Raw genomic sequence first — 12,491 nt, 5'->3', positions numbered from 1 at the left:
TGTGAAAAAACCGGACGTCGTCCGGTTTTTTTATGCCTTCAATTTTTCGCTTTTGCGGCAGCTTCTCTCAGCTCTTCAAGACGGGCGTCGATCAACTGGCACTTGTCAGGGAATTCGGCGCTCTCGGTGTCCAGGTCCATCTTCTGCAGCTCTTCGTTCATCTCTTTGGCTTTGCTGGGGTTCTGTTCGGTGAGCTTGGCGACTTGCGTGGCTAACTGCTCCCGTTTGGCCGTGGCCTCGTCGGGCGTGCAGGCCCAGGCGGGCAGGGCGGTTAGCAGGGTGGCGGCGATGGCCAGATTTCTCAGGGTATTCATGGTTCGAACCTCCTTGGCAATGATGTGCGGTTGAGGGGGCGAACGTCTGGAAAGTTCAGAGAAATGACGCCCGTCCGATGGGCTGAACGGCGGATGACGATACGAGTCACACCTTTTGACGGGACACTTTTGCATGCCCGCAGGAGGAATCAGGATGACGACTTACAACTGGGATTTGATCGAGCGTTTGCTGCACGAAGTGCAGAATGGCGAAGGCAGCTTTGCCCCGCGTAAATACGCCGAACAGGAAGCGGCCGAGAAGGCCACGGCGGGCCAGGACACTGGCAATCTGGATGCGTTGAAAAAGACTGCGGCAGATTATGAAGCGCTGCTGTTCAAACGCGGCTTTATTGAATCGCGCCCCGAGGAAGAGGGCGGCAATGGCGAGAATTTCATTCTCACGCCGCTGGGTGCCCAACTGCTGGCGCTGATCGACAGCTCCATTCCCGGCAACGATCATCCGCGCCAGGTACTGGATGAGCAGGACGATGCGCTTGATCCTGCGACCTTCGCTGAAGTGGCCTCCAAGGCGCAGATCGCCTGAACAGGCAAGCCCCCCACACATTAGTTCGCAGCGGCCTTGAGGCATTTGAGTGCCTTGAAGTCGCTGCGTACGCCGTCGATTTTCTGCGTGAGTTTCAAGCGTTGCTGCGGCGTACTTTCCGCCATCACGTCGACAATCAGGCTGCGCGCCGCGGCTTCGGTCTGGGTGTAAGCCGCACGATATTGCGGGGTCCACAGGCTTTCGCGGTCCACCAGCAATTGCTGCATTTTCTTCGGGAAGTCGGTGCTGTGGCGTTGCTGCACGGCGTCGATAAATTGCGCCTGCCAATGGGCGCGGTTGCCGATCCATTCCTGATTCTGCTCGCCCAGGGCGATGGACCAGGCTGTGACACGATTCTGCTGACTGGTGCTCAGCGGGCCCATCCAGGTGTCCAGGCGTTTATTCATGCGCTCGGCGCGGTCCTTGATTTGCTGAGCCAGCGGCGGCTTCAGGTAATCGTCCTGGCGTTTGCGCAGGTCCTTGGCCAGGGCGTCGTTCATTTCCTTGACCTGTTGTTCATCCAATCCCTGGAGCAGTTCAATGGCCGAGGGGGTGATCTCACGGGCGATTTCAGCAATGGCTTGTTCGGCTTCGGCGGTACGCATCTTAAGCGCCGCGTCGGTGACCTGGTTGTCGTCGACCATCTGTTGCAAGCGATCGAGCCAATCCAGGTAACCGGGCAACTGTGTGGTGCAGTGCCAGGCCAGGTGCTCCTTGAGTTTGTCGTTGAACCAGCTCTTCTGCCCGGCGTTCATGTCCAGGTAGTCATTGAGGGTCCAGGGGATGATCACGTCCAGGTTGCGATAGGCCAGCCCCACGCGATTGCAGCCGGCGAGTGCCAGGCTCAGGGTCAGGAGTACCACCAGCAGTTTGAGCCGATGCAGCATGGGCGTGTCCTTGGGCAGAGAGAGTCAATGCATGTGAACCCGCGTCGGGCGCGACAGTTCAGCCCATCAATAAAACGACCGCACGGCCTTCAAGGTCAACAGCCCGTCGCATTGCGAATTGTGTCCGGAGTACGCCGAGCAATCGCCGCCGCTGAGGCTGGAGTCGCTGTAGATCAGGTCCAGGTCGATGCCCTTCCAGGCACGGGAGAATTGCACCGACCAGTCGCTGAAACTGCTGATGGTGCCGCCGTCTACCGAAGCCGGCGTGCCCAACTGATGAGTGGTGTACTTCATGCTCACGCCGATGCCGAAGGGCTGGGTGCCGCCGAGATCGGCAAAGATTGTGCTGTCCTGGCGGTCCGGGTCGTTGCTGAAAGAGGCGCCGAAGCGATTGCCCAACAGGTTCAGGCCGCCATAGAACTCCTGGCTGTCGAGGGGGCTGAGCTTGGGGTAGCTGTAGTGGATCAAGCCGACTTCATAGCCGAGCGTCTGGTCGAAGGGGTGTTTAAAGCCCATGTAGGAATCGACTTCGAGGGTGCTTGCCGAGGACAGACCCATGTTGGGCGAGAATTGGCCGAAGTACAGGCCACTGTCGTGGCTGAGGTCCAGGCCGCCGTGGAAAGAATCGCTACCCGGTGAGGTCGGCTTGACCAGGCCCTGGGCCATGCTGCGGCTGGGGGTAGTGCCCAATTTCAGGTCGAAGTCGCCCAATTCGCGCTGGAAGATCTGCGCTTCGGCAAGAGGGCAAGCCACTAATGTGCTGACCAGAAAAATGCAGGACTTGAGCATGCTTCACTCCATGAAAAGCGAGGAGCAGTAATGGAGAACATCGGGCAGATGCCCGCGCTAGACGTGTGCAAGGATACCGGCGAATGTCAGGCGATGAGGCCCGTTCGTCGATTAGCGCACTATTGAATGTTAGGGGAGGGTACTTCGGGCTCTAGTCCTAGCGCCTTGAAGGCAAGACGCTTAGGGACCAGGTGTGCTGCGCGGTATTACTTTTTACCCAGGCTGATCTGCTTGGACGGGCCGAAAGTCTGGCCGCTCACGCCCTTGGCAATTTGCTGGATTTCACCACCGGATTTGAGGAACGCAGCGATTTGGCTGTTGATCGATTCGCTGGTTTCAACGGCGGGAGCTGGCTTTGCTTTGCTGTTGGATGCTTTTACGCGCATGGCGGCCACTAACCTGTAGAAAATTAACTTGGCCAGGCATCGTACAGGAAATACTTGACAATTGCTTGGCAAATATCCCCTGGGAATAAGTGCCGCAGCTGGAAATAAACGAAGTTCATCGTTGAAATTAGCCCGTAACTTGCTGTTTTGGCTGCAAACCCTGGGGCGAAGCAGCGCTGGCGCAGGAGTAAAATCCAGCCAAATGATCGGACGAGCGGAGCGATGCCCTTTGGAAGCCTCACCCGCCTGTGATTTTTCAGGCGCGCGCGCGTGGCGCACGCAACTCGGGTAGAATGCCGCCCACGCAATGAGGGTATTGGAAATGGCTCTAGTCGGGCGCTACAACAGCTTACAAGTGGTAAAACACACTAACTTCGGTTTGTACCTGGATGGTGCGCAAGATGGCGAAATCCTCTTGCCTAATCGGTATATCCCCAAAGATATTCCCAGTGAAGATGAAGACTGGCTTAACGTTTTCATTTACCTGGACAGCGATGACAAACTTATCGCCACTACCGAGAAACCCAAAGTTCAAGTCGGCGAATTCGCCAGTTTGAAAGTGGTGGAAGTCAACAGCATTGGTGTATTCCTCGATTGGGGTTTGCCAAAAGACCTGTTGTTGCCGTACTCGGAAGAAAAACGCCAGATGACTGCCGGTGAATATTGCGTGGTGCACGTCTACCTCGACAAGCACACCAAGCGCATCACCGCCACCGCACGTCTTGATCGCTACCTGGACAAGACCCCGGCCAACTACGTCGTAGGCCAGGAAGTCGACCTGCTGGTGGCCGAAGCCACTGACATGGGCTTCAAGGCGATCATCAACAACAAGCACTGGGGCCTGATTCACAAGAACGAGGTGTTCAAGTTCCTGCGCCCGGGCAAGGAAGAAAAAGGCTTCATCAAAGAGATCCGCGCCGATGGCAACATCAGCCTGAGCCTGCAACCGGTTGGCCAGGAAGCGGCCTCCAGCCTCAACTCGAAGATTCTCGCCAAGTTGCGCGAAAACAACGGCACATTGCCGGTCAGCGATAAAAGCGACCCGACCGTAATCAGCAATTTGTTCGGCGTGAGCAAGGGCAACTTCAAGAAGGCTATTGGTGCGCTCTACAAGCAAGGTCAGATTGTGATCCATGCGGATCGTATTGAACTTAGCTGAGTAGGTTTTGCTCTTCTGTAGGAGCAATGGGCTCCTACAGAGGTTGCGTCGATGTCCAAGAAGTCTGTGTTTGCTTACCTCGCCACCTTGCTTGCTTTCCTGGTGCTCGACGGCCTGTGGCTCGGTGTCCTTATGGGCCCCACCTACAAATCCCTGCTGGGTCCGCTGATGCTTGATCAGCCCCGCCTATTGCCCGCAGTGCTGTTCTATCTCCTGTATGTCCTCGGTTGTGTGGTGTTCGTGGTCTTGCCCAGCATCAGTTGGCAGCGCGCGGCGCGTATGGGGGCGTTGCTGGGGCTTGTGGCCTATGGCACCTACGACCTGAGCAACTGGGCCACGCTGCAAGGCTGGTCTGCTGGATTGGCGCTGATGGACATGGCCTGGGGTAGCTTTTTGACGGCGGTGTGCTGCACGGTTGGGCACCTGTGTGCACATCGGGTGCACCGATGATTGTGTACAGGATTTATGTGCACCGTTGCTGAGCGTGGTCCCCGCTACGAAGGTACCTTCATCTCCTTTGAAACGCCGTTGTAGAGGGATTGTGTGCCATTGGCACGTATTCTGCTGACTGTCTCGTATACAAAACTTGCCGCCTTCCGTATGCACCCCTGCGACGGAAGCGCAGGCCGGTATGACGAGGAGCCCAGCGATGACCGAACAATTGCCCAAAGGCTATAGCCCACGCCTGTATAACCAGGATCTGGGCCCGCTGCCGCAGAAGTGGAACTGGTACAACATCTTCGCCTTCTGGATGAGTGACGTGCACAGCGTTGGCGGGTATGTATTCGCCGCCAGTCTGTTTGCTCTGGGGCTGGCCAGTTGGCAGGTGTTGATCGCCTTGCTCGCCGGTATTTGCATCGTGCAACTGATCGCCAATCTGGTGGCCAAGCCGAGCCAACAGGCCGCCGTTCCTTACCCAGTGATCTGCCGGCTCGCCTTTGGTGTCTTTGGCGCGAATATTCCTGCGGTGATTCGCGGTCTTATCGCCGTGGCCTGGTATGGGATTCAGACCTACCTGGCGTCCAGCGCGCTGATCATTGTGGTTTTACGATTCTTCCCACAGATGGCGGTGTATGCAGAGCCGCATTTCGCCGGGCTGTCCTACCTGGGCTGGTTTGGTTTCCTCAGCTTATGGGTGCTGCAAGCGGCAGTTTTCTGGGCCGGCATGGAGTCCATCCGCCGCTTTATTGATTGGGCGGGGCCGGTCGTCTATGCGGTGATGTTTGCCCTGGCCGGTTGGATCGTCTGGAAGGCGGGCTGGTCGAACATCAGCTTTACCCTGGCGGAAAAATCCCTGTCGGGCTGGCAAGCGTTCGGCCAAGTGATCGTGGCCACTGCGCTCGTGGTGTCGTACTTTTCGGGACCAACCCTGAATTTCGGCGATTTCAGCCGCTACTGCCGCAGCATGCAGGATGTGCGACGCGGAAACTTCTGGGGCCTGCCAGTAAATTTCCTGGCGTTCTCCCTGGTGACCGTAGTGATCGTCTCGGGCACGTTGCCGGTGTTTGGCGAGATGCTCCACGATCCGATTGCCACGGTGTCGCGTATCGACAACAACATGGCCGTGCTGCTGGGTGCGTTTGCCTTTGTGACCGCGACCATCGGTATCAATATCGTCGCCAACTTCGTGTCCCCGGCGTTTGACTTCGCCAACGTCGCACCGAGCAAAATCAGCTGGCGCGCCGGTGGCATGATCGCGGCGGTCGCCTCGATCTTTATCACCCCGTGGAACCTGTTCAACAACCCGCTGATGATCCACTACACCCTGGATATTCTCGCGGCGTTTATCGGGCCGCTGTTCGGGATCCTGCTGGTGGATTTCTACCTGATCAAAAAACAGAAGATCGACGTGGATGCACTGTTCGATGACAGCCCAAGTGGCCGCTATTACTTCGACGGTGGCGTGAACTGGACAGCGGTCAAGGCCCTGGTGCCCGCGACACTGGTGGGCGTCGCGATCACCTTCACCCCGGCGTTGCAGGGCATGGCCAACTTCGCCTGGTTTACCGGCTGCTTCCTGGGAGGGCTGTTTTTCCTGGTGCTGGCACGGCGCGAGCAGGTGCGCACGCAAGCGCCGCTGGTTGCCGGCTGACCAATATTGCTCCCGCCAGTAACAGGCCTGTGCCGGCAATGACCAATGCCGGTCGCAGCCCACCGCTGAGGTGGCTGCTCACCGACGCCAGCAAGGGCCCGCTCAATTGGCCGATGGCAAAGCTGGCGGTCAGCAGCCCGGTACTGCGCTGATAGCCGTCGGGTGCCACCTCCCGCATGCGCGCCATTACGAGCTGCATGCAGGCCAGGAATGGTCCGCCGCACAACAGAACCCCCAGCGCCAACCCCCAACCATTACCCAGCAAGCAGGCGAACACCCCGGCCGTTTGCAGCCAGAGGGTGGTCATCAGCCAGCGGCGGGTCGTGTCCGGGTCTTTGCGACGCAAGGTCGCCACCCCCACTCCAACCGCTGCGAGCAGGCCGAAGCACGGCCAGAACAGATCGGCTTGCCAGGCGCCTTTGAATTGGGCGCTGGCCATCTGCGACAGGAAGGTTGCTGGAATGATGTAACCCAGTCCGAACAGGACATAAATCCAACACAGGTGCGTGATGCTGCCGTTACTGCCCGCGTCGTTATGGCTGGCGACAGGGGCGCTGGCGCAGGGCTGCGGCAAAAACGGCAGGATCGCGAGCAACATCACCAGTGCCACCGCGCCATAGACCAACCATAAGGTGGCGGAGTCTTGTCCCAGCAGGTTTGAGCCGAGCGCCAATAACCCGGTCAACAGAATCCCCAGGCCCGGCCCGGCAAATACCAGGGCGCCCAGACGCGGCCGTCCGGCGGCGAGTGCCAGTGGCTGGCTCAAACTGGTGATCATCACCAAGGCCCAGGCACTCGCCACACCCGTGCCAAAGCGCAACAGCAGGTGCGGCCAGAATGCGTGGGCCCAATACGATGCAAAGGTCAGCAACACACATAGCCACAGCCCGCCGTACAGACGACCGCGCACATGGCGATGGCCGCGGGCGAAAATCGAGTCTACGGCGCCCACGAAATAGCCCAGGTAATTGGCGGCGGCGATCAGACCGGCGTCGGTCAGGTCGACCTGCCCTTCGCTGAGCATATGGGGCATTTGCGGGGTGAGGGCGAAGCGGCCAATGCCCATGGCCATCATCAGGGCGATGGAGCTGGCGAGTAAGCGAATGAGGGGTGACATGGTCAGGTGTCCTGCTGAGAAACGAATGACCGTCAGCCTAAGGTGGATTGACTTTCTGTAAAATTGAATAATAGTGAGTAACTTGTTCAGTTTTGGAGAAAGGTATGGAGTTCAGTCAATTGCGGATTTTCCAGGCCGTGGCGCAAGAGGGCTCCATCACCCGTGCGGCAGAGCGCCTGCACCGCGTGCCGTCGAACCTGTCGACCCGTCTCAAGCAAATGGAAGAGCAACTCGGCGTAGAGCTGTTCGTGCGTGAACGCCAGCGCTTGCAGCTGTCTCCGGCAGGCAAGATATTGCTGGACTACAGCACTCGCCTGCTGGCACTGCACGACGAAGCCCACGGCGCGGTGCAAGGCGGGCAGCCGGCCGGTGATTTTGTGCTCGGCAGCATGTACAGCACCGGCGCGGTCCATCTGCCCAAGTTGCTGGCGCGTTATCACAAGGCTTATCCGATGGTGAATCTGCAGGTGCAGTCCGCACCCAGCGGTGAACTGCTGGAAGGTCTGATCACGGGACGCCTGGACGCCGCGTTTGTAGACGGCCCGCTGAGCATCGCCACACTGGACGGCGTGCAGTTATGCGAGGAAAAACTGGTGCTGATCTGCGAAGCCGAGCACCCACCCGTGCGTGGTCCGCAGGATGTTGCCGGCCGCTCGGTGTTCACGTTCCGACGCAGTTGTGCCTATCGCACACGCCTGGAAAGCTGGTTTTCCCACGGGCGCGTGGCCATGGGACGGGCGATTGAGATCGAATCCTATCAAGGCATGCTCGCTTGCGTGATCGCCGGTTCCGGGGTGGCATTGATGTCCCAATCCATGCTCGACAGCCTGCCGGGCAAGGACAGCGTGTCCGTTCATCCGCTGACCGGGCAATTTGCCACTGCGACCACCTGGCTGATGTGGCGAAAGGGTATGCTCGGCGCTAACCTCAATGCGTGGATTGATCTGCAGCAGCTCGGTCAGCCAGAGGTCATGAAAGACAGTCGCGCCATTGCTTGACCGGTTCGTCAGCATTTGGATGGATTTGGTAATAGTTCGTTGTGGTTTCGTTCAAGCAATACGTAGGACTTAGGGCTACTATCAATGTAGGAAAGGGCGACAGAACATGCGCCTACCAGCATTACCCTCAAAGGGGGCAAACCATGAAAGAGAAAATTCAAAACTGGCTCCATGATCTGGGTGTTGCACTGGGCTTGATCGAGCCTCCGCTGCAGCCGGTGCCGATTCGTACGGATGATGAGCAGCGGCGTCCACGTCGTAGGTAAGGCCCGGTCTTCCGACCGCAGCGGGTTTAAATGTGGGAGCGGGCTTGCTCGCGAATACGGTGTGTCAGTTGATGGTTAAGTTGACTGATAAACCGCATTCGCGAGCAAGCCCGCTCCCACATTTGCTTTGCATCAAACGAAAAAGCGGCTGCGATATCCAGCGTCGTGCCCGCTGACATATCCGTTTGTATTCTCTTCTCATCGCCTCTTGCGTATCAGTCTTTGTATTAGCTATCGGAATCGGACTACCGTGTTGTCAGAATTATCTGGCTTATTTTATTTTTAATCTAAGCGTAGGTTGAATTTTATTAGGAATAGATATGTATCTTTTACGTTTCTGTAATTTCCTAAAGAGGGCAGATGTATGAGTTAATTCAAAATCGCTGGAGACAAAGTTATGATGCGCTCGCCCATCCCGCCAGTTGCCGCCTCACTTATCGCCATTGCTGAACATGTTTTGCATATCGCACCTGTATCGAGAGCCTGGAAGGCAACCGCACCCAGCAATGTTGTTTTTATTCCCCCATCATTAACCAAGCAAGCTCTGCTCATACAGATCGCATTACTGCGTCCGTCAACCCTCATAGTCGGCGACCAATCCATTGATGGAGATGTTATCGAGCAATGGCGTGTATCCCACCCATTTGGAGACCTCTGTTTGATCCGAAGAGGTACAAGCCTGGATAAGATACGGATAGATCTATGCGAATCCAACGGTATCCGAGTGGTCAATACGCCCGGGGTCAACGCACCGCATGTTGCAACTTATATTCTGTACTGGCTGACACTGGCCAATGGTTCCGTCCCCCATGACATCAGTGTGCTGGGATACGGCAATGTGGGCAAAGAGTTGGTCAAGCGGTTACTTGATCGAGACCCGGATGTTCGGATTAAAGTGTTGAGTCCACGCGGCCGCGCGCCGGATCCTACCGGAATAGCGTCTACCGATGGTCGAGTGTCATTTGTGACGGACTGGTTCGAGGCGCTGCAGGGTGCCAGTGCTGTCGCCATCTGTTTATCCCTGAACGATGAGTCCACCCATCGTATCGACCAGGCCCTCATTCAGTGTATGCGTAGAGATGCCCGTCTAATATGCGTCGCCAAACCAGACGTGTTCAGCGACGATGCTTTACAGGCCCTCTCAGAGGCTGAAGACATCCAATTGGTCTTGGATTACGGGCCTACAACATTGGACGCGTTTCGCATGCGTACCCATGCGCTCGGTTGTAGTGTCACCACTTGGCGCAGACCAGCGACGCTGACTGTGCAGGCGGCAACCGGCGAAGACTGCCATTGCGATCTTGATTATGCTGTTTCTGTTCAACTGAGTTTGATGGCCTTGCGCGGCCTTGTCAGGCGTAAACTTGCACACTCATTGGCGATTCCTTCCCTGCATGCGGATACCGATGCGCCGCATGTATCGATTATCGGCAGAGGGATTAACGGTCTGCTCCAGGCTGTGATTTGTCGTTTGGCGAATTATCAGGTCACCGTCTATGGGGGAAGTCGGGAGAGTGATGGTGCCAGTCATAAGCGTGTGAACATGCGCCATCTGTCAGCGACGGAGACGACTGCAAAGCCGCTACATAACGACTATCTACTTTCCGGAAATCAATGTCTTGCAGTTGAATGCAACCGCGCCGGCATTGAGTTGTTTGAAAAACTCCTGGCTGACAACCCGTCGCTGGCGCAATTCGCGCGAGCGCGGGTTGTACGCTGTTACAGGGAAGACGCGAGTGACGTAGCGGCTGCGATATGTGAGCAACGCGACATCGAAAACAGGCCGTGGCCTAGTGGCAAAACTAAGGGTGAATTCGCAGAAATCAGTCAGCAACAGTTTCTGGCGCGTTATGGCGTCCCAGGAATAAGTCGAGCAATTGAGGTATCAGGCTACGATGTCGAATTTATCCATCTAATGGATGAAATAGAGGCGCTGCTGCAGCGCTCGGGGGTTCAGTTCCATATTCAGCATCTGAGTTCAGTCGAGATTGCTGAGCTGAGCAGAGAACACTTCGTCATCACTGCTATGGGCATAGAGGAGCCAGAAGTTATTCCGATCATCGGCTGGTTTTTCAAGCTGCGCGCTGTGGGTAATGAAGGTGCCGAAATGCGTGGTCTCAAGCTGCAATACGATCTGCCAATTGGCGTCATGAACTGCCGCTTGGACGGTGACTGTATTCTTGTCTCCGGTGGTCAGGTTCCGCCTGATTCTACGCCGGAGTACAAGGAGCAAATCCTGGCAGCGTGTCTGGCCGCTGTTTCTCTGCACTTTCCAATGTCTTACCGCAGCGCAATCGAAAATGGCGATTTGCGCATAGTCGAATGTGCCAGGCCTGGTACCTCAGATGGACTATCGATTGTTTATTGGGCCGCCCACCATCAAATCGCCGCCGGTGGCACCTATGCCGCGGGTACAACCCAAGGACTGGTCTGGGCCTCCCTGGTCCAGGAAATCATTCAGGCGAACCAAAACCTGTCCGTTGAGCGATAAAAAAACGGGCGCGACATCCGACGTCGCGCCCGCTGAAGAAACCGTTTCAATGCTGTTGGACGTCAAGCCACCCGAGTCGCCACCGCCTCCGGCCGACGCGACAGCAAGCTCACCAGCACAAAACTCACCAACCCAACCGCCAGGCTGTAGTAAATCGGTGTGTTCGCATCCAGCCCATCCTTGAACATGAACACCAACGCCGTCACAAAACCCAATGTCATGGAGGTAATTGCCCCCGCCGTGGTGGCGCGCTTCCAGAAGATCGCCCCGATCAACGGGATCAACATGCCGCCGACCAACAGGTTGTAGGCCAGGGTCAGCGCGCTGATCACATCGCTCACCACCAGTGCGATACCCAGCACTGCGATACCGGTCAGCATCGTGAACAGGCGGTTGATGTTGAGGCTCGACTGTTTTCCGCCACGCAAACGCGGCAGCAGGTCTTCGGTCAGCACGGTGGAGGCAGCCAGCAAGCCAGCGCTGGCGGTGGACATCATCGCCGCCAGTGCTGCGGCAATCACCAGGCCACGAATCCCGTCCGGCAGCGACATTTTAACGATGGCGGCAAATGCGTTGTTGACGTTGTCCAGGTCCGGAATCAACACATGGGCCGCCATGCCGATCAGCGCACAGGCCAGGCCATAGAGGATGCAGTAGAAACCGGCGAAGGTGCCCGCGTACTTGGCGACCTTTTCGTCACGGGCGGTGAACACCCGCTGCCAGATGTCCTGGCCGATCAGGATGCCGAAGAAGTAGATCATGAAGTAGGTGATGATGGTGTCCCAGCCGATCGCGGTGAAGCTGAAACTGGATGCCGGCAACTTGGCCACCAGTTCATCCCAGCCGCCGACGCGGTACAGGCAGATCGGCAGCAGGATAAACATCAGGCCGACGGTCTTGATCACGAATTGCACGATATCGGTAAGGGTCAGCGACCACATGCCGCCGATGGTCGAATACACCACCACCACGCCACCGCCCAGCAGCACCGAAATCCAGAAAGGCAGGCCGAACAGCACTTGCAGCACGGTGCCGATGGCCAGGATCGAAGTCACGCCAATCATCAGCGCGTAGGCCAACATGATCACCGCGCTGGCCTGGCGGGCCATGGGGTTGTAGCGTTTTTCCAGGACCTGGGTGACGGTGAAGATCTTCAACTTGAGCAGCGGCTTGGCCAGGAACAGGTTCAGCGCAATGATCCCCATGCCCAGCGCGGCACACAGCCAGAAGCCGGAGATGCCATGCACGTAGCCCAGGCGCACGGTGCCGACGGTGGACGCACCGCCCAATACCGTGGCGGCCATGGTGCCCATGTACAGCGTCGGGCCCAGGTTGCGACCGGCCACCAGGTAGTCTTCGTGGGTCTTGGCGCGGCGCATGCCGTAATAGCCGAGCACGAGCATGCCGGCGGCGTAGATGAGTACGACGAATAAATCCAAAGCCATGAC

13 protein-coding genes are annotated in these 12,491 nt (G+C 57.4%); 7 read left to right on the top strand and 6 right to left on the bottom strand.

The features are described from left to right. Nucleotides 1-38: 38 nt before the first annotated feature. On the bottom strand, nt 39-314 hold the full coding sequence (locus tag EJD88_RS04295) for a hypothetical protein (protein ID WP_158876932.1): 276 nt from the start codon (nt 312-314) through the stop codon (nt 39-41). A gap of 154 nt (nt 315-468) precedes the next feature. Here EJD88_RS04295 and EJD88_RS04290 point away from each other — a divergent pair, with 154 nt between their 5' ends. Continuing rightward, the gene (locus EJD88_RS04290; protein WP_158876930.1) at nt 469-858 is read left to right on the top strand and encodes a transcriptional regulator; all 390 of its coding nucleotides are present in this window, start codon (nt 469-471) and stop codon (nt 856-858) included. Nucleotides 859-878: 20 nt separating this feature from the next. Here the strand turns inward: EJD88_RS04290 and EJD88_RS04285 are convergent, their stop codons facing one another. From EJD88_RS04285 to EJD88_RS04275, 3 genes are all read right to left on the bottom strand, one after another. Continuing rightward, nucleotides 879-1,745 carry a DUF6279 family lipoprotein gene (locus tag EJD88_RS04285; protein WP_158876928.1) on the bottom strand — a complete coding sequence of 289 codons (867 nt, stop codon included), beginning with the start codon at nt 1,743-1,745 and terminating at the stop codon, nt 879-881. Between the two features lie 66 nt (nt 1,746-1,811). Then, nucleotides 1,812-2,534 (bottom strand): TorF family putative porin, encoded by a 723-nt coding sequence (locus tag EJD88_RS04280; RefSeq protein WP_099584053.1) that lies wholly within the window; start codon nt 2,532-2,534, stop codon nt 1,812-1,814. A 206-nt stretch (nt 2,535-2,740) separates the two neighbouring features. After that, complete coding sequence (locus tag EJD88_RS04275) at nt 2,741-2,920, bottom strand: hypothetical protein (protein ID WP_003193095.1); 180 nt, start codon at nt 2,918-2,920, stop codon at nt 2,741-2,743. 322 nt (nt 2,921-3,242) lie between these two features. Here EJD88_RS04275 and EJD88_RS04270 point away from each other — a divergent pair, with 322 nt between their 5' ends. The 3 genes from EJD88_RS04270 (at nt 3,243) to EJD88_RS04260 (ending at nt 6,171) form a co-directional block, all read left to right on the top strand. Then, nucleotides 3,243-4,079: a S1 RNA-binding domain-containing protein gene (locus EJD88_RS04270; RefSeq protein ID WP_099584054.1), complete on the top strand. Its 837-nt coding sequence runs from the start codon at nt 3,243-3,245 to the stop codon at nt 4,077-4,079. 51 nt (nt 4,080-4,130) lie between these two features. After that, nucleotides 4,131-4,529, top strand: coding sequence for a DUF2177 family protein (locus EJD88_RS04265; protein WP_158876926.1), 399 nt, complete (start codon nt 4,131-4,133; stop codon nt 4,527-4,529). 199 nt (nt 4,530-4,728) lie between these two features. Next, nucleotides 4,729-6,171, top strand: coding sequence for an NCS1 family nucleobase:cation symporter-1 (locus EJD88_RS04260; protein WP_099584056.1), 1,443 nt, complete (start codon nt 4,729-4,731; stop codon nt 6,169-6,171). Here the strand turns inward: EJD88_RS04260 and EJD88_RS04255 are convergent. Continuing rightward, on the bottom strand, nt 6,083-7,288 hold the full coding sequence (locus EJD88_RS04255) for an MFS transporter (RefSeq protein ID WP_158876924.1): 1,206 nt from the start codon (nt 7,286-7,288) through the stop codon (nt 6,083-6,085). The genes EJD88_RS04260 and EJD88_RS04255 overlap by 89 nt on opposite strands. Nucleotides 7,289-7,392: 104 nt before the next feature. Here EJD88_RS04255 and EJD88_RS04250 point away from each other — a divergent pair, with 104 nt between their 5' ends. The 3 genes from EJD88_RS04250 (at nt 7,393) to EJD88_RS04245 (ending at nt 11,043) form a co-directional block, all read left to right on the top strand. Further along, nucleotides 7,393-8,286, top strand: a complete 894-nt coding sequence (locus EJD88_RS04250; protein ID WP_112196402.1) for a LysR family transcriptional regulator — start codon at nt 7,393-7,395, stop codon at nt 8,284-8,286. Between the two features lie 143 nt (nt 8,287-8,429). Continuing rightward, nucleotides 8,430-8,552: a PA1414 family protein gene (locus tag EJD88_RS27140; protein ID WP_003193089.1), complete on the top strand. Its 123-nt coding sequence runs from the start codon at nt 8,430-8,432 to the stop codon at nt 8,550-8,552. Nucleotides 8,553-8,949: 397 nt separating this feature from the next. Next, entirely contained in the window at nt 8,950-11,043 is a 2,094-nt protein-coding gene (locus EJD88_RS04245; protein ID WP_158876922.1) for an FAD-dependent oxidoreductase, read from the top strand. Nucleotides 11,044-11,105: 62 nt separating this feature from the next. On the opposite strand, the gene EJD88_RS04240 is transcribed toward EJD88_RS04245, so the two are convergent. Beyond that, nucleotides 11,106-12,488 (bottom strand): sodium:solute symporter, encoded by a 1,383-nt coding sequence (locus tag EJD88_RS04240; protein WP_112196400.1) that lies wholly within the window; start codon nt 12,486-12,488, stop codon nt 11,106-11,108. Nucleotides 12,489-12,491: the final 3 nt, after the last annotated feature.

It is taken from the genome of Pseudomonas sp. PB105 (assembly GCF_009764655.1).
GTDB classification, from domain to species: Bacteria; Pseudomonadota; Gammaproteobacteria; order Pseudomonadales; family Pseudomonadaceae; genus Aquipseudomonas; species Aquipseudomonas cyclaminis.
Note: the sequence above shows the minus strand (reverse complement) of the source record. Positions and strands in the feature narration are given on the sequence as shown.